20 protein-coding genes and 1 tRNA gene are annotated in these 16379 nt (G+C 61.5%); 7 read left to right on the top strand and 14 right to left on the bottom strand.

Features of this window, described 5'->3' with window-relative positions; translation table 11 throughout:
* The first annotated feature begins 6 nt into the window (after positions 1-6).
* On the top strand, positions 7-801 hold the full coding sequence (locus tag ACZ1JM_RS16915) for a response regulator (RefSeq protein ID WP_465133513.1): 795 nt from the start codon (positions 7-9) through the stop codon (positions 799-801).
* 57 nt (positions 802-858) lie between these two features.
* On the opposite strand, the gene ACZ1JM_RS16910 is transcribed toward ACZ1JM_RS16915, so the two are convergent.
* Positions 859-1227 carry a PilZ domain-containing protein gene (locus ACZ1JM_RS16910; RefSeq protein ID WP_465133512.1) on the bottom strand — a complete coding sequence of 123 codons (369 nt, stop codon included), beginning with the start codon at positions 1225-1227 and terminating at the stop codon, positions 859-861.
* Positions 1228-1298: 71 nt separating this feature from the next.
* Positions 1299-2969 (bottom strand): CHASE domain-containing protein, encoded by a 1671-nt coding sequence (locus ACZ1JM_RS16905; protein ID WP_465133511.1) that lies wholly within the window; start codon positions 2967-2969, stop codon positions 1299-1301.
* A 300-nt stretch (positions 2970-3269) separates the two neighbouring features.
* Here ACZ1JM_RS16905 and ACZ1JM_RS16900 point away from each other — a divergent pair, with 300 nt between their 5' ends.
* Both ACZ1JM_RS16900 and ACZ1JM_RS16895 read left to right on the top strand, forming a co-directional pair.
* Positions 3270-3419, top strand: a complete 150-nt coding sequence (locus ACZ1JM_RS16900) for a NepR family anti-sigma factor (protein ID WP_465133510.1) — start codon at positions 3270-3272, stop codon at positions 3417-3419.
* Complete coding sequence (locus ACZ1JM_RS16895; RefSeq protein WP_465135117.1) at positions 3412-3957, top strand: sigma-70 family RNA polymerase sigma factor; 546 nt, start codon at positions 3412-3414, stop codon at positions 3955-3957. Before ACZ1JM_RS16900 ends, ACZ1JM_RS16895 begins: the two co-directional genes overlap by 8 nt.
* Positions 3958-4056: 99 nt before the next feature.
* Here ACZ1JM_RS16895 and ACZ1JM_RS16890 read toward each other — a convergent pair whose 3' ends face one another.
* From ACZ1JM_RS16890 to ACZ1JM_RS16880, 3 genes are all read right to left on the bottom strand, one after another.
* On the bottom strand, positions 4057-4659 hold the full coding sequence (locus ACZ1JM_RS16890) for a superoxide dismutase (RefSeq protein WP_465133509.1): 603 nt from the start codon (positions 4657-4659) through the stop codon (positions 4057-4059).
* 277 nt (positions 4660-4936) lie between these two features.
* Complete coding sequence (locus tag ACZ1JM_RS16885; RefSeq protein ID WP_465133508.1) at positions 4937-5212, bottom strand: hypothetical protein; 276 nt, start codon at positions 5210-5212, stop codon at positions 4937-4939.
* Between the two features lie 103 nt (positions 5213-5315).
* A complete protein-coding gene (locus tag ACZ1JM_RS16880) occupies positions 5316-5585 on the bottom strand; it encodes a GlsB/YeaQ/YmgE family stress response membrane protein (RefSeq protein WP_465133507.1) in 270 nt (89 codons plus the stop codon).
* 187 nt (positions 5586-5772) lie between these two features.
* On the opposite strand from ACZ1JM_RS16880, the gene ACZ1JM_RS16875 reads away from it, so the two are divergent.
* From ACZ1JM_RS16875 to ACZ1JM_RS16860, 4 genes are all read left to right on the top strand, one after another.
* Positions 5773-6522: an energy transducer TonB gene (locus tag ACZ1JM_RS16875; RefSeq protein WP_465133506.1), complete on the top strand. Its 750-nt coding sequence runs from the start codon at positions 5773-5775 to the stop codon at positions 6520-6522.
* A 76-nt stretch (positions 6523-6598) separates the two neighbouring features.
* The gene (locus tag ACZ1JM_RS16870; RefSeq protein WP_465133505.1) at positions 6599-7081 is read left to right on the top strand and encodes an RrF2 family transcriptional regulator; all 483 of its coding nucleotides are present in this window, start codon (positions 6599-6601) and stop codon (positions 7079-7081) included.
* A 100-nt stretch (positions 7082-7181) separates the two neighbouring features.
* Positions 7182-7358, top strand: coding sequence for a YezD family protein (locus ACZ1JM_RS16865; RefSeq protein WP_465133504.1), 177 nt, complete (start codon positions 7182-7184; stop codon positions 7356-7358).
* Positions 7359-7554: 196 nt separating this feature from the next.
* Positions 7555-8343 (top strand): sulfite exporter TauE/SafE family protein, encoded by a 789-nt coding sequence (locus ACZ1JM_RS16860; RefSeq protein ID WP_465133503.1) that lies wholly within the window; start codon positions 7555-7557, stop codon positions 8341-8343.
* On the opposite strand, the gene ACZ1JM_RS16855 is transcribed toward ACZ1JM_RS16860, so the two are convergent.
* From ACZ1JM_RS16855 to ACZ1JM_RS16815, 9 genes are all read right to left on the bottom strand, one after another.
* Entirely contained in the window at positions 8335-9270 is a 936-nt protein-coding gene (locus ACZ1JM_RS16855; RefSeq protein WP_465133502.1) for a bile acid:sodium symporter family protein, read from the bottom strand. The two genes, ACZ1JM_RS16860 and ACZ1JM_RS16855, sit on opposite strands and share 9 nt — an antisense overlap.
* 43 nt (positions 9271-9313) lie before the next feature.
* Positions 9314-10270, bottom strand: coding sequence for an NAD-dependent epimerase/dehydratase family protein (locus ACZ1JM_RS16850; RefSeq protein ID WP_465133501.1), 957 nt, complete (start codon positions 10268-10270; stop codon positions 9314-9316).
* Positions 10271-10275: 5 nt separating this feature from the next.
* On the bottom strand, positions 10276-11421 hold the full coding sequence (gene proB, locus ACZ1JM_RS16845; protein ID WP_465133500.1) for a glutamate 5-kinase: 1146 nt from the start codon (positions 11419-11421) through the stop codon (positions 10276-10278).
* Between the two features lie 87 nt (positions 11422-11508).
* On the bottom strand, positions 11509-12567 hold the full coding sequence (obgE, locus tag ACZ1JM_RS16840) for a GTPase ObgE (protein WP_465133499.1): 1059 nt from the start codon (positions 12565-12567) through the stop codon (positions 11509-11511).
* Between the two features lie 168 nt (positions 12568-12735).
* Positions 12736-12811 (bottom strand) — tRNA-Ala (locus ACZ1JM_RS16835).
* A 131-nt stretch (positions 12812-12942) separates the two neighbouring features.
* The gene (locus ACZ1JM_RS16830) at positions 12943-13869 is read right to left on the bottom strand and encodes a hypothetical protein (protein WP_465133498.1); all 927 of its coding nucleotides are present in this window, start codon (positions 13867-13869) and stop codon (positions 12943-12945) included.
* Between the two features lie 165 nt (positions 13870-14034).
* Positions 14035-14775, bottom strand: coding sequence for a Bax inhibitor-1/YccA family protein (locus ACZ1JM_RS16825; protein ID WP_465133497.1), 741 nt, complete (start codon positions 14773-14775; stop codon positions 14035-14037).
* A gap of 135 nt (positions 14776-14910) precedes the next feature.
* Complete coding sequence (locus ACZ1JM_RS16820; RefSeq protein ID WP_465133496.1) at positions 14911-15720, bottom strand: pyrroline-5-carboxylate reductase family protein; 810 nt, start codon at positions 15718-15720, stop codon at positions 14911-14913.
* 45 nt (positions 15721-15765) lie between these two features.
* Positions 15766-16287: a type III secretion system chaperone family protein gene (locus ACZ1JM_RS16815; protein ID WP_465133495.1), complete on the bottom strand. Its 522-nt coding sequence runs from the start codon at positions 16285-16287 to the stop codon at positions 15766-15768.
* Positions 16288-16379 lie beyond the last annotated feature (92 nt).

The following is a 16379-nucleotide window of genomic DNA, read 5'->3' as shown; positions in this document are numbered from 1 at the left end:
ACATGAATGTCCGTCTCTGATCAGATCGCCATACAGCTGCCCTACCTGCGCCGCTACGCGCGCGCGCTAACGGGTTCGCAGCATTCGGGCGATGCTTACGTTCGCGCTACCCTTGAAGCAGCCTTGGCGGACCGCGCCCTGCGTGAAGCCATCGCTCGCAGCCGCGCCGCGCTATACGGCGCGTTTACCCGCATCTGGGCGACCGGCCATGTCGACGAACCCGGGCGGGACGGTGATGGCGGCATGCACGAGCAAGCCGCGCAGGAACGGCTCGCCACTATCGCCCCGATTCATCGCCAGGCGCTGCTGCTGACTACAGTTGAGGAATTCTCGCGCGAGGAAACCGCGCAGATCCTCGACATGTCGGTTCAGGAAGTGGATGGCCTTGTCGCTCAGGCGATCCGCGAAATCGAAGGGGAAAGCGCGACGCGCGTCCTCATCATCGAAGACGAGCCGCTGATCTCCATGCAGTTGGAAGGCCTCGTCACCGATCTGGGCCATACGGTTGTGGGCACTGCGGCCACTCATGCCCAGGCGGTGGATATCTTCGAGCGTGATCCGGCAGGCCTGGTCCTTGCCGACATCCAGCTCGCCGACGGAAGCTCGGGCATCGATGCGGTGGAGGATCTGCTCAAGTTCGGTGACGTGCCGGTGATCTTCATCACGGCCTACCCTGAGCGCCTGCTTACTGGCGAGCGTCCCGAACCTACCTACCTGGTAACCAAGCCTTTCCAGGAAGCGACCGTACGAGCGGCCATCAGCCAGGCGTTGTTCTTCAATTCGAGCAAGCCACTAAGCTGATCTTCAGTCCAGACGAAAACTGCCGCTCCTGCCCGTGCAGGGGCGGCAGTTTCGCATTCAGCGACGACAGCGGCCGCCCGCATCGATTGGCGGCAGGATTCGTCCGAACCGATCGCGCGGCTCGCGGCTTTCGATCGGGACCGGTGGCGGCACGAAACCGATGTGGCGAACCACAGCGTCATGAATCGGCGCATCAAAGCGCACGCCTGCGCAATGGCCCACTTGCCACACAATATCGCCGGCGACTGTTTCGCGGTCGTACAATTCGATGGACAGGCGGTTGTCCGGAAGCCCGTCAAGCGCCGCTATCTCGATCATGCAGCCGCCTTCGCACAGATCATACAAGAACCCTCGGACCTGCTTTCCAGCAAGGCCGACAGCCACTTCCTTCTCTACGATCACTCTCGACCAGTTACGTGCGTCCATATCGTGCCTGCCCCAATATTGCAGGCAAGATACGATCCCGGAAATTAAGTAATCCATAACGCGCGGTGGAATTAGCGTCGCTCGTTCCGTAAAACGAATTCTTTTGATGCGCGCACCGGCACTTTAAACCGGCACTCGACGCCGCCGGGATTGAAGCGCAAATCCACTTCCGACTTGAGTTCATGGGCGACGATTTTCTCGATCAGGTCGCGGCCAAAGCCACGCTTCACCGGTTCCGATACCGGCGGTCCACCTTCTTCGCGCCAATGCACCTGGGCCAGATCGGCAGTTATCAACTGCCAGTGGACGTGAACGCGCCCTTCCGAATTACTGAGCGCGCCATACTTGGCGGCGTTGGTCGCCAGTTCATGGATTGCGAGACCCAAGGACATCGCATCGTTCGGCGCCAGCTTGATGGCCGGCCCTGACGTAGCGACGAAGCTTTCGTGCCCCTCCATATAGGGCGCCAGTTCGGAGCGCACGATGTCGCCCAACGCCGCATGCCCCCAGTCGGATTGCGACAACAAATCGTGCGTGGCCGACAAAGCCCGGATCCGCGCGGTGAGGCTGTCCGTGAAGTCATCGATGCTCGTTGATCGTCGGCGGGTCAGCGCAGCGATCGACAGCACGTTGGCGAGCGTATTCTTGACCCGGTGATTGAGTTCACGCGTCAGCGAATTACGGATCGATGCCTGGCTGGTCAGCCATTCAAGAACGACCCGGTCCTCTGCCGAACGACGGGTGATGAGCCGCCCGATCGCCATCACCATTAACGAGGCGACGGCGCCGAAAAACAGCGTGATCCGCGACAAGGTGGACAGCGCGCCGGCCCGGCGATCGCTCACCTGGACCACCCACGATTGGCCCGCCACGTCAATACGCCGTTCTATGGCCGGCCCATTGGGTCCGTCGGCACGTTGCTCGGCCAGAAGAGTATCCGGCGCGACATGATCATCGTAAATGGCCACATCGATCGTGTCATTGCGATAGAGTTCGCTGGCCGACGTCAGAAAAGCCTGGGCGCGGAACGGGCTGAATACGAAGCCCGTCACTGATTTTCCACGACCCCGATCACCGAACACGGGCATGTAGATGATAAAGCCCGCTGCTTTGGCTCTTCGCTCATCTTCCTGGTCCTGGATAAGTCGGATCAGCTCGGATGCCGCCGGACCTCTGCGGGCGACCGCGCGCTCCATTGCCTTGCGTCGGTCAGGATCGGAATACATGTCATAAGCGATCGATCGCCGATTGGCATCGCTCAGCGGTTGCAGATAAAATACCGGCGCCACAAAGTCTTGGCCTTGGTTCGGCCGTGGGAATACAGCGAAGTCGGCTCGCCCGGAGGCGCGGATCGTGTCCTCGAACCCCTCCAACTGCTCGGTAGGCACCAAGGGAACCCAACCCATACCCAGCGAGCCGTATAGCGTGCCATCCCCTTGGAGATCCTGCGCAAACTCCCGGAATTGCTGCGGCGAGACATCCGCTTGCGTCGAAAATAGCGCGCTCCCAGCCCGTAGCAGCGCCACGTTCTCCGTGACGCGCCTCTGCAGCGCGGATGAAATTTCGGTAAGGTTGCGATCAAGCTCGACAGCGCGGGTCTGCCGGTCCGCCCGCTCGATCGCCATGACAGAGACAGCCGTCGTTATGCTTGCGATCAGGAATAACAGGAACGGCCAGCCGCGTGGGTATTTGTGAAACCACGCCTGCTTCTCCACCCTGTCGAGCAGAGCCTGGTCAATCACCCAGCAATTTCCCGTACTCCAGCCGACACGAAATGGTCATTAGTGGTCACAAACTAACCGTGCTATGCCACAGTTTCTGCTCAGGGGAACCATGCTTCACGTGGATTGTTCCATGAGCAAACGACGTCCGCTCGGCTTGCAGACAGGACGATACCCGAGAAGTGCCCGGCCAGCGGTTCCTCCGCCGAAGGTTGAGTGAGCGCGCCGGGGATGACCGTACATTCGGTCTCGAGGCAAGCGCACCTCGGTGAAAGGGAGTTCGTGTTGAGTCAGCCCAATGGACGTGGTGACCCTGGCACAATGCCAGGCCTACCGCCTGAAGTCCGCAAGGACGGGGAGCCCGGCTGGGCCGGGGGGTTGAGGAAGCTCTATAACTCCGTAGTGGAAGAACCGCTGCCGGACAGCTTCAAGGATCTCCTGAAGAAGCTGGATGACAGCGATGATGTCTGAACGGACAAAGGTCTCCCCAGCCGACGAAGGGTTCCGCAAGGAATTGCTTTCCGTTCTTCCCCACTTGCGCGCATTCGCGCGCGGACTTTCAGGCCGATCCGATTTCGCCGACGATCTGGTGCAGGAAGCGGCGATCAAGGCCTGGACTGCGCGTGAACGCTATCAGGCGGGCACAAACATGCGGGCTTGGACGTTCGCCATCCTGCGCAATCATTATCTTTCGGAACTGCGGCGGTCGCGGCGGCAAACTGACTTGGATGAAGGGGTGGCGGAACGCCTGTTGGTGATGGACGCCGATCAGGAAGGTCCGCTTCATCTTGGGGACATGGAGACGGCTCTTCAGAAGCTTGCGCCTGAACGGCGCGAGGCGGTGCTGCTCGTTGGCGCTTCCGGCTTCAGTTACGAAGAGGCTGCGGAGATTGCCGGTTGCCCTATCGGCACGATGAAAAGCCGTGTTGCCCGCGCGCGTGCAGATCTTGCGAAGCTGCTGGATGGCGAGGCCGATCCACTGCAGGTCAAAGCTCGCCGTACCGGATAATCGAGGCACCCACCACACTATTGTGATGATACTTATCGAAAAGCCCCCGCTTCCCTTGCCGGAAACGGGGGCTTTTTCTTACCATAAGGATGGCGGTATTTACGCGGGGTAGGTCCACGCGGTTCCGCGATCGAAGTTGTCCGACGCGAACTTCCAGTTGATCAGGTTCTCAAGCACTGCCTTCACGTAAGCAGGACGCTTGTTCATCTGGTCGATGTAGTAAGCATGTTCCCACACGTCGATCGTGATCAGCGGGTTTGCATCGGTGGTAATCGGGCAGCCGGCGTCGTGGGTCGAGATGACCTTCAGCTTGCCACCTTCGACGACCAGCCATGCCCAACCGCTGGCGAAATGGTTCACCGCTTCATTCGACAGCGCTTCGAGCAGCGCATCCATCGAGCCGAAATCATTCTTGATCGCGGTGGCGAGGCTTTCGCTCGGCTCGGTCTTTTCTGGGCTCATCGAATGCCAGTAGAAGCCGTGGTTCCAGATCTGCGCCGCGTTGTTGAACTTGGGGCCCGATGCCGACTTGGTGATTTCCTCCACCGACTTGCTGGCTTCACCCGTGCCTTCGATCGCGGCGTTCAGCTTGTCCACGTACGTCTTGTGGTGAGCACCGTGGTGGATTTCGAGCGTCTTCGACGAAATGTGCGGTTCCAACGCATCATGGGCGTAGGGAAGCGGCATGAGGGAAATGGTCATGGTGATCGTTCCTGTTCAGTTATCGAAGGCTAAATACGGCGATGGCACGTACGCGGATCGCCAAAGAACTCGCTGGCTTATGTCTGTCCTATCGCGCGACAATTCAAGCGTCAGATAGGTATGGCCGGCTAATTCAGAAAATTTAACAGCCCCACGGCTGCATTACGCATGTCGCAGACACACGAAAAGGATGGCGGGGTTACCGCCATCCTCTCTCGCCACCGTCAACCACCCCGCAAGGGGAGCGGGCGACTGACGATACGACCTTGAAAAGGTCTTAGTTAGCCTTGTCGGCTGCGTCCTTCATGGCGTCAGCCTTGGCTTCGCCGGAATTCTCGACAGCGTCAGCCTTTGCTTCAAGCGCGTCTTCGGCAGCACCGGTGGTTGCGTCGGCCTGGTTCTCAAGCGCATCGGCTGCAGCTTCAGACTGTGCCTCTACAGCGTCAGCCGCCTTGTCGGTGGCTTCTTCCTGGGGGCTGTTGCAAGCGGCGAGGCCCAGCGAGGCCGAAGCGACCGCGATCATGGCGAGACGCGGCATGGTGATGGCTTTCATGTCGAGAAATCCTTATTCCCTGTTGTCGATATGGCGCGATTTTAAAAGGAGAGCACGCCGCCCTCCCCGCGGGGTCCGAATTACCGGACCCCGGCCGTGTGGCTTAGCGCACCGAGCCGCGACGGAAAAGGTTTACGATCGCCAGGAGCACGACGGCGCCCAGGAACGAAGCGAACAGCGACATAATATCGAACGAACCGCTGGTGATCGGCGCGCCGCCGATGAGCGGGGTAACGATGAAACCGGCGATCAACGCGCCGACAATGCCCACGACAATGTTCAGGAAGATACCTTGCTGAGCGTCCGTGCGCATAAGGATCGAAGCGAGCCAGCCGATGATGCCACCGACTACCAGAATGAGAAGAAGCGTCATTGTACCGTCTCCGATGAGTGCAGATTGTACCATTAAACATTCCGAATCCAGCAAGGTTCCGTAACGTGCGAATTCGGTTCGTCGCAATCTTGCGGCCGAGGGGTTGAAAGACGGATCGGTTCCTACTGCGCGGCGGCAGAAACTTTGGAGCCAGCACGGCGGTTGAATGGCTGGAGGATTCAGAGCCTTGTACACAAGCCACGGTAATCGTGTGTTTTCCGCCGTCGTGTCGCTCCTCGTAGTAGCGGGCGGGATCGGCGCGCTTATCCTCGGCCTTGCAGCGCAGGGAGTGCGAGCCCCGCGCCAGAATGTTCTCGCCACCGTAACGCTTTCTTCCATCCTGCGCGAAAAACCGCCTCCGCCAAGGATCAAGGACACGACATCTGCATCGAAGGGCACGCCCTCCCCCGCCAATTTGCGCAATCAGGCGACGCGGATCGTGGCGCCCCCGCTCATCACGCCCCCGCTGGTCAATCCTCCACCGGTCTTTGCCGCCCCATACGCCGACACCGGCGCTGCTGCGCAGAGCGGAGCGGCAGATCGTCTGGGAGGCGGCAGAGGAGCGGGAGGGGAGGGCAGCGGTCGGGGCGGCGGAGGCAACGGCCTCGGCAATGGGTCTGGCGATGATAATGCCATCGCCGTGACCTACCCTCGCCAGATCAAGGGTCGCTTGCACTTCTCGGACCTGCCCCCTGATCTGCGAGAAGAAAAAGCGGGGGCGGATCTGAAGATGCGATACCGCGTGGGCATCGACGGCCGCGTCAGCGATTGCCGTATTCTGGTATCCAGCGGACGTCCCTCCCTCGATGCCAGAACGTGCATGCTGGTTACTCAGCGCTTCAGGTTCCGTCCGGCCCTCGACGCGGCGGGCAATCCTGTACCGTGGATCATGACGGAAACGCATGGATGGGATCGATCGCCCGTCGAGCCTGATTGAAACCGCCCCCTCACGGGTTGACGCATCCGGCTTTCAGGGGCCAAGTGGCCCTTCACTCTTGGCGAGAATTGCACCGATGCTTTCGCAAAAGACCCGGTATGCGATCCGGGCGATCCAGCACTTGGCCGACAACTATGGGCATGGCCCCATTCAGTTGACGCAGATTGCCGAAAAGCAGAACATTCCCGCCAAGTTTCTCACCGTGATCCTCTCGGAACTGTCGCGATTTGGCATCGTCGCTTCGCAGCGAGGAAAGGATGGAGGATACTGGCTAGGGGTGCCGCCGGTCGACATCACGTATGGCGACCTCATCCGCATCATGCGCGGTTCGCTGGCGCTCGTTCCGTGCGCAAGCAGGTTCGCTCACGAAACCTGCAAGAATTGTGTGGAGGAAAAGGACTGCCGGACGCGTGCGCTGATGCTCCAGGTCCGCGATGCGACAGCCAGTTTGCTCGACGGCGTCCGACTGTCCGATCCCATCCAGTTGGTCCCGGCCGCAGCCGGCCTTGAGGAACCACTTTCGGACTTGCCGCCGGATCAACGAGACTTCGAGGATTGAAAGGAAACCTTTACCCTCAGCCCTATTGTCAATCATTAAGATCGACAATAGGGCTGAGGGACGCCCGAGCAGTCCGCTCGGCGGCGAAAGGAGATGCATCATGCGCATTGCCAGGACGAACGAAGCGCCGTCGGGCGATCCATCCTCGCTCAACGAAGGCATTGAGCACGTCATTGATGCCTTGCAGCGCCTTCGCTTCGGCGTGATCCAGCTGACGGTCCACGACGGGAAACTGATGCAGGTGGATGTTACGGAACGCCGTCGGTTCACAAACTGAACTGGCGATTTGCATCGTCAGCGATTTTCCAGCAAATGACTGCAAACTCAACCGGTTCGCCGGACATGTCCAACGCACATCTACGCGATGGATGCTCTCTTGATCGCGATTGCTGGTCCGGGAATGCATATTGGCATGCACTATCCCGGCCCGCTTTATGTCGAATTGCTCCAACCCCGCCACGGGAGGACCATGAATGCTCGAGTCGCTAGTAGCCGATCTGCCGCACCTGCTTGCCGAGATTGCACCTTTCATTGCCATCGGGTTCGCTGCGCAGATCGTCGATGGCGCACTCGGGATGGCATTCGGCGTCATCACCCAGACGCTTCTCGTAAGCGTGGTCGGCGTCGCACCGGCTGCGGCTTCGGCCAGCGTTCACCTGGTTGAACTGTTCACGACCGGAACCTCTGGTCTGAGCCACATCTTCCACCGTAATGTCGACTGGGGCCTGTTCGTCAGACTAGTACCGGCGGGTATCGTCGGCGGCGTTACGGGAGCCTATGTGCTTTCGAATATCGACGCTTCGGTCGCGCGTCCGTTCGTCATGCTCTATCTCACGGGCATCGGCATTTACCTGTTCATTCGGGCGCTTCGCATGCGCAAGCCGCGCTTCGAGGATCCCAGCTACACCGCGCCTTTGGCATTGGCAGGCGGCTTCCTAGACGCAGCGGGAGGCGGCGGCTGGGGCCCGGTCGTCACCAGCAACCTGCTCGTCCAAGGCGGAGAGCCTGCAAAGACGATCGGCACCGTCAACACCGCCGAGTTCCTCCTGACCGCCTCGATCTCGACTGCATTCATCGCGACGATCGGACTGGCCGCGTTCACCAGCGCGACGGTGGGCCTGATCATCGGCGGCGTCGTGGCCGCCCCGTTCGGCGCGCTTTTTGCCAAGCGGATGAAGCCGCGCGTGCTGCTGATTGCCGTCTCGATCGTCCTGATCTCGACCAGCGTGTTCAGCATCTGGAAGGCATGGCCGCTATTCTGATGCAGCCTGTTTCTGCTCGGCGTAGCGGCGTGCGAGCACGGCGCAGACCATCAACTGGATCTGATGAAAGAACATCAGCGGCAGGATGATCGCGCCGACCTGTGCGGCCGGAAAGAGCACCCCAGCCAACGGCACCCCCGTCGCGAGGCTCTTCTTCGATCCACAGAACAACAGCACGATACGATCTTCGCGTGAAAAGCCGCCAATCTTTCCGACAAGCATCGCGCAGATCATGATCGCCGCCAGCATCGCCAGCGAAAGCCCCGCGATCAGCGCCAGTTCGCCTGCCGTTACGGTCTGCCACAATCCCTCTACGACGGCCGCGCCGAACGCGGTGTAGACCACGAGCAGGATCGATCCGCGATCGGCATAGCCCACCAACGGCTTGTGCCGACCGATAAAGCCGCCGATCCAAGGGCGCAGCAGATGCCCGACCAGAAACGGGAGGAGCAGTTGCAACGAAATAGTGATGATCGGATCGGTCGAAAATCCTTGCGCCTGCCCGGTAATCAGCAAAGCCGACAGAGCCGGCGTCACGAAGATCCCCGCCAGATTGGAGAACGATGCACTGCATACTGCAGCTGCGACGTTGCCCCCGGCAATTGCGGTAAACGCGATCGACGATTGCACCGTGGATGGCAGCAACGTCAGGAACAGGAGGCCGGTCGCGAGCGATGGCTCTAGGCCCGGTATGGCCCTCACCGCCAGCCCGATGAGCGGGAATAGCAGGAAGGTCAGCGCCGCGACGCAGGCATGAAGCTTCCAGGCGCGGGCACCATCAAGGATCGCCTCACGAGACAGCTTTGCCCCATGCAGGAAGAACAGCAACGCGATAGCCGCATCGGCGGCACCACCTGCTATGTCGGCCCAAATTCCCCGCGCCGGCAGTATCGACGCCAGCCCGACCATGCCGATCAAAAGCAGCAAGTAGGGATCGATACTCCATGTCGAGGGTCGTTTTATAGCCAAGTCAGAGCCACTTCTGTTCGCGGTACCATTGCGCGGTCGCGGTCAGCCCTTCCCGCGTCTCGATACGTGGCCGCCATAGTGTTGCCGGGACCGCGGCCTGGGCCGACACGACCCAGTCCGGGTGGCTGAAATAGGCCGCGCGATCGAGTGTCATCTTGGCCCGGGTGCCGCGAAAGAAATGATCGATCTTTGCCGCCCGCTCCAGCATCGCGCGTGATAGGCCGATCACCTTCGGGCGCTTGCGCATGGCCCAACCGATCGCCAGCGCGGTTTCGAAGTGATCCCACCCCTGCGGCTTGCCGTCGTCCGGCTCGAACACCCGCCCGGTCACGCCGTCCACAACTTCGCCGCCGCCCGTTCCATCGCCCGGAACCAGCGCCACCAACAGGCGCGCAAGGTCCTCGACATGGATCATCGATGCCCGCCCGTCCTTGGGCATCGGCATCACTCCCCACCGGGCGGCCCGGAACAGGTCGAGCATTTCTTTGTCACGCGGACCATAAATCGCCGGGGGGCGCACGATGGTCCACTCAAGGGGGCTGGCCATGACGAATTTCTCGGCCTTGGCCTTCGAAGCGCCATAGGCCGACAGGTCGGGCTCGCGCGCCGAGAGCGAGGAGACGTGAACCAGCCTAGGGATGCCCTTGGTCACCATCGTCTCGATCAGATTGAGAGTGCCGGTGACATTGCCGGCTTCGAACCCGGCGGCATCGGGCGCGTTGACCACGCCTGCGACATGGATCACGGCCTCGACCCCGCGCGTCAATTCGATCAGCCCGGAGGTATCGGCCAGATCACCGCCGACCCAGTCGACGCCTTTGCGCTCCGGCTGCGCTCGACGGGTCAGCGCACGGACCGAGTAACCTGCGTCGAGCGCCGTCTGCAGGACCATCTGCCCGACAAAACCCGTCGCGCCGGTCAGCGCGATGATCGGCCGATCGACACCGTTCTTGTGCATTCTGTTCACTTCATCACCATCTGGTCGCGGTGCACGACCGAGGAACGCGGCGCATAGCCGAGCACCCGTTCTTGTTCATTCGAATGCAGACCGACGATCGCGGCGCATTCGGCAGCATCATATTCGGACAGGCCATGTGCCAGTACGTGGCCCTCGGTATCGACGATAGCCACCGGGTCACCGCGACCGAATACCCCTTCAACGGCAGAAATGCCCTTGGCGAGCAGGCTGGACCCGCGTCGCAAGGCAGCAGCCGCACCGTCGTCGACGATAAGTTCGCCTTTCAACCGCAGGCGTCCGCCCAGCCACGCCTTGCGCGCACCGGCATTGCGGCGCGGAACGAAGAGCGTCCCGATGCCCTGCCCTTGGTCCCCTCCACCGAAAATCCGGGCAATGGGGCGATCATGCTGACCGTTGCCGATGACCAGGCAAATGCCTGCCAGTTCAGCGATTTCCGCCGCCTGCAGCTTGGACACCATGCCGCCGGAGCCCATGCCAGAGTTCGAGTCGGTGCTGGCCATCCCATGGATCGCCGCCGTCACGCCCTCCACCATCGGGATCATCGTCGCGCCCGGCTCTTTGGGGTGACGATCATAAAGCCCGTCGATGTCCGACAGCAGGATCACCGCTGACGCCTGCGCCGCCTGCGCCACGCGCGCGGCCAGTCGATCGTTGTCGCCAAACCGGATTTCCTGGGTCGCGACCGAATCGTTCTCGTTGATCACCGGCACCGCGCCCGCATCGAGCAAGCGCGTCAGCGTGGCGGTCACGTTAAGGTAGCGGCGGCGATCTTCCAGGTCTTCCAGCGTCAGCAGCATCTGCGCTGCCGTCACCCCATACTCGCCCAACAGCTGCGCCCATAGGCCGGAAAGGGCAATCTGTCCCACCGCCGCGCTGGCCTGCGCATCGGCAAGGCTGCCTCGCCCGCCCTTTTCAAGCCCGAGGGTGGACGCCCCTAACGCGATTGCTCCGGATGATACGACGATCACGTCCTGTCCTCGCGCCCTCGCCTCCGCGATCTCCGCGACCAGACCTTTCAGCCAGTCCCGCCGGACGCCGGAAGCCCCGACAAGCAGCGCGGACCCCACCTTGATGACAAGGCGCGGCGCGAAGGCGGTAACGGACAGATCGGAGAGTCGGGTGATGGGCATGAGAGCGCCAGCCTCTAGGGTAAAGCCGCGTGGCATGGAAGCGTCGGCAGACCGGCGCAAAGCGTTACGCCCGCGCCGATCGGTGCTTCAGAGCGGCGACCAAGGCGTCTCGTCGGCTTCCTCACGCTCGCCTTCTGGGCGTTCGGTCACGGTTGCGGCAGGCAGATAGTCGATGATCGCATCCTGCAGACGCGACATGCCCTTGCCGGTCGCGCCAGAGATCGGAAACACCTCATGCGCCCCGGCCTTGATCAGTTCGCGCGCGTAATCTTCCGCCAGCGCATCATCAACGAGGTCGATCTTGTTGAGCGCCACCAGACGCGGCTTGCCTTCGAGGCCGCCGCCATAGGCCTCCAATTCTTCCTCCACGACCTGCATCGCTTCGACCGGATCGGTGCTGGAAATATCAATGAGGTGCACCAGCACGCGGCAACGCTCGATATGGCCGAGGAACCGATCGCCGATGCCTGCGCCATCCGCCGCACCCGCGATCAGGCCGGGAATGTCGGCCAGCACGAACTCACGATGTTTGTGCATGACGACACCAAGCTGTGGACGCAGCGTCGTGAAAGCATAGTCGCCCACTTTCGCCTTGGTGTTCGACAGCTTGTTGATGAACGTGGATTTGCCGGCATTCGGCATTCCTACCAGCCCCACGTCGGCCAGCAGCTTGAGCCGAAGCCAGACCCACTGCTCGATCGCCGGCATGCCGGGCTGGTGCTGGCGCGGCGCGCGGTTGGTGCTGGTCTTGTAGCTGGCGTTACCCCGTCCGCCCATGCCGCCTTCGATCAGCGTCACGCGCTGGCCCGCCTCGGTCAGATCCACAAGCACGGTTTCACGATCCTCGTCGTCGGCGATGACTTGCGTACCCACCGGTACCTTGACGACCAGATCCTTGCCCGCCGCGCCGTTGCGGTTCTTGCCCATGCCGTGGGCACCGCGCGGGGCCTTGAAGTGCTGGGTATAACGAAAGTCGATCAGCGTGTTCAGCCCGGCGACCGCTTCGAAGATGATGTCACCGCCCTTGCCGCCGTTGCCGCCATCGGGGCCGCCATATTCGACGTATTTCTCGCGACGGAAACTGACCGCCCCGGGGCCACCGGCACCTGCGCGAATGTAGATCTTGGCCTGGTCGAGAAAATGCATGGTCCGTCGCTTCCGGCGCTGCTGCAGCGCTTGCCTTGTGCGACCGGTCCCGGCCGCATACGTCGCGCCACCTGCCGCAGATAAACAAAAAACCCGGCCGTGTCTCGGGCCGGGTGATGCCCGGCTATCCCGGGCATGCCTTCAACTTCAAATACTCGGCCAGATACCTGGTGGAGCCGAGGGGGATCGAACCCCTGACCTCGTCATTGCGAACGACGCGCTCTCCCAGCTGAGCTACGGCCCCGTTCCGGTATCCCGCCTTGCACTGGGCCGAAGAGAACCCGGCGCAACTATGAGGAGCGTCCCCTTAGCGAAGAGAGCCGGGCCGGAAAAGGGCAAAAATGCTTCCTGCCCGATTCCTCCCGGTCTACCGCGTTATCGGGTGGTCGCAGGCGGTAACGTAATTGTCGGCGTAGCAGGCGCGGTGGTTGTCTGGGGCAGTACCAACTGCTGGGCCTGCGGCTGCGCGGCGGTTGCGGGAGCAGCCTGAACCGGCGCAGGCTGCGGCAACGAGGTGACCGATGTCGTGGGCCGCACAGGCGTTTGTGCCGTTGGCTGCCCGACAGGCTGGGCCATCGTCTGCTCCGCAGTAGGTCGCACCGTGATCAAGCCGCCAGCGCCATAGCGCGCCTGCCATGCCGCAAGATCCGCACGATACTGTTCGTAAGCGGTAAAAAATTCCTTGAACGGCGCTTCCAGCTTGGCCAACCCGGTGTAGGAAAACGCTTCGAACTGGGTTGGGTCAACGGTCAGCAGGTCTGTGCTCAATTCCATCGCCGCCTTGCAGAACGCGGTGTCTACCATCGGGAGCGAGAAGAAGTTGTAGACCTGCGTCTGATAGGTTTCGCGCGCGACGATCGCGGCGCGTCCCTTGTGCTGGGTCTGGAAACTGCGATCGATTTCGAGGGACGCCTTGTCCAGCGACTTGTCGTAGAGTTTCAGGAACCGCTTATACCCATCGAGAATCGGCAGGTATTCCGCCTCTCCGCACGTCAGCGCTGCCACGTTATAGCCCGACCGCAAGTTCCATACCGCCTGCGCGGTGGAGATGCCGTAATTCACGGTATGGCGTTGCCCATCGGCGGCAACCGGCGGAATGGTCATCTGCAGCGGCGCACCCATGGGCGGAGTCGGCATCGGCGGAATGACGACGACTGGCGGCGGCGGTGCTGGCGGCGGTGGCGGTGGCTTGGAGCATCCGGCCAGCGTCGAGAGCAGCATGACGATGGCCGAGCCGGCCAGCAGAGGCAGGCGGTGACGCATGCCCTGTTTGCACGCCCTGTTATCCATCTTGTCGCTCACCCGTAAACTCTCTGAAACCGGCCAGAAGGTCTAGCGCGCTGACCTGATAAAGCAAATGCCCGGAGCGACGAACCGCACCGGGCATCTTAACTATGGCGTTCTGGACTGTGGATTATTTTTCCAATCCGGGAAGATCACCCACCCGAACGGTCAATAGTGCCCTTATCAGTCGCGCTGACCCAAGAAGCTCAGCAGGAACTGGAACATGTTGATGAAGTCCAGATACAGGCTGAGCGCACCGAGCACGACTGCCTTGCCAAGGAATTCAGTGCCACGCAGTTGCGCATACTGGTTCTTGAGCATCTGCGTATCGTATGCGGTCAAGCCCGCAAAGATCAGCACGCCCAGGATCGAGATGGCCAGTTGCAGCATGCTGGAACCGACGAAGATGTTAACGATCGACGCGATCAGAATGCCGACCACGCCCATGATCAGGAATGTGCCGAAGCCCGACAGATCCTTCTTCGTGGTGTAGCCATAGAGGCTGAGACCGGCAAACGCCGCCGCTGTCGCGAAGAACGTGGTGGCGATCGATGTCGAGGTATAGATCAGGAAGATCGTCGACAGCGACATGCCCATGACGGCAGCAAACGCCCAGTACAGGATCTTCAGCGTGGATTCGCTGAACCGCTGTGCGCCGCCGCTGATCGCAAAAACGAAGCCAAGGGGAGCTAGCATCACCAGCCATTTCAGCGGGCTGCCCATCATCTGCAGCGCAAGGCCCGACTGAGCGAACAGCATCGCCACAACGCCCGACAGCAGCACGCCAGAGGCCATATAGTTGTAGATCGACAGCATATGCCGCCGCAAACCGGCATCATAGGTGGTCCGGCCGGCGGTACGCCCGTCTAGGCTCGGAGACGCACCGAAGCCCGTGCGGGGCTGGGGGTCGTTCCAATTCGCCATTTCTAACTCCCTTTCGCGGGAAACCAGCACAATGCGGTCCCGCACAAGAGGAATATCGCTCTACGCCAAGCAAACTTCAAGGGAAACCGAGGCATCCGCTTTGTGACAAAGTGTATAAGCGTTGGCAGTCGTCGCTCAGGACTTTCGGGCCTCGGCCGCCATTTGCGCATTACGATCGCGCGAGGCCGTCATGGCCTTGCAGATTACCCCCGCCAGTGCGTGCCGGTCATCCAGTGAATCCAGGCCTGCCCGGGTCGAACCACCCGGGCTGGCGACTTTATCCGCAAGTTCTCCGGGTGAGAGTGGAGATGTCTGCGCCAGTGTCGCCGCGCCCTCAACCATGGCCAATGCCAGCCGCCGCGACTGACCTTCCTCAAGGCCCAATGCCGCTGCCCCCGCCGCGAGCGAATCGATGAAGCGATAGACGAAGGCCGGTCCGCAACCCGCAAGCGCGGTGACGGCATCGAACAGATCCTCGCTCGCCAGCCATTCCGGTGTGCCCAGTGGCTCCATCAGCTCGGTCACCGCCGCACGGCCATCCTCGTCCAGACCGCGCGAGTCCAGAGCGACGGGAGATTTGCCGATCGCAGCCGCCAGATTCGGCATGATACGCACCATCGCGCTCGCCAAGGGGAACCGGGCAGCCAGGCTATCAAACTCCACCCCAGCCAGGATTGACATCAGCACCGTATCAGCACCGATCAGCGGCGCGACAGCATCGACCACATCATCGAGGCCTTGCGGCTTCACGCCCAGCATCACCGCGTCGAACCTGCCGTTCGCCGGAATTTCACGCAGTAGAGTGACCCCATCCGGCACGGCATCGCGATAGGGATCAGCTACCGTAAAGCAGTCTGCCGCGATGCCGCCTGCAAGCCAGCCCGTCAGCATGGCTCCTGCCATATTACCGCAACCAACCAGCAGAATTTTGCCAAACCGGTCCATCTTTGATTCCTTGATATACGCGTCGTGCGCCAAGCTGGCCGAAAGTCAGGCCTCTCCTGCGGCATCCACCATGGCGGCGGCCAGTGCCTCAGTGGGCGTTTTGTCACCCCACAGGATGAACTGGAAAACCGGGTAGAAGCGATCGCACTCCTCGATCGCGGCTTCCACCACCATCTGCGCCTGCCCCGGGCCGAGGAGCCCATCCGGCCCCAGCATCAGGCCGTGACGATAGAGGACGACCCCGCCGTTCGACCATACGTCAAAATGCCCCAGCCAAAGCTGCTCGTTGATAAGGGCAAGTGCTTCGTGAACGGCGGCCCGCTTCGCTTCCGCGATGCGGATGTCCGGCAAGCAGAGAAGTTGGAGAACGTGATCTTCCGCACGCCAGATCCCCTGTATCTGATAGCTGGCCCAGGCGCCCTTCACCTCGGCCGAAATCTCGTCCTCTCCGGTGTACTCAAAAGGCCAATCGCGCGCTTCGAACAGCGATGCCAGCATTTCCACGGGCGCCGCTCCGTCATCATCACGGTCGATATCGTCGTGAACCGTCCTCATAATCTGTGACATCAACCCTCCGGGAATGGCCTGCATGGATGCTTCCTGTCGGGGGCAAAGCACAATCCGGCATGGGTGATCGCCTGCGCATAACTGCACAAGCC

The sequence above is a fragment of the Novosphingobium sp. BL-S-24 genome, from assembly GCF_055521575.1.
This window is presented reverse-complemented; position numbering and strand designations above follow the sequence as displayed.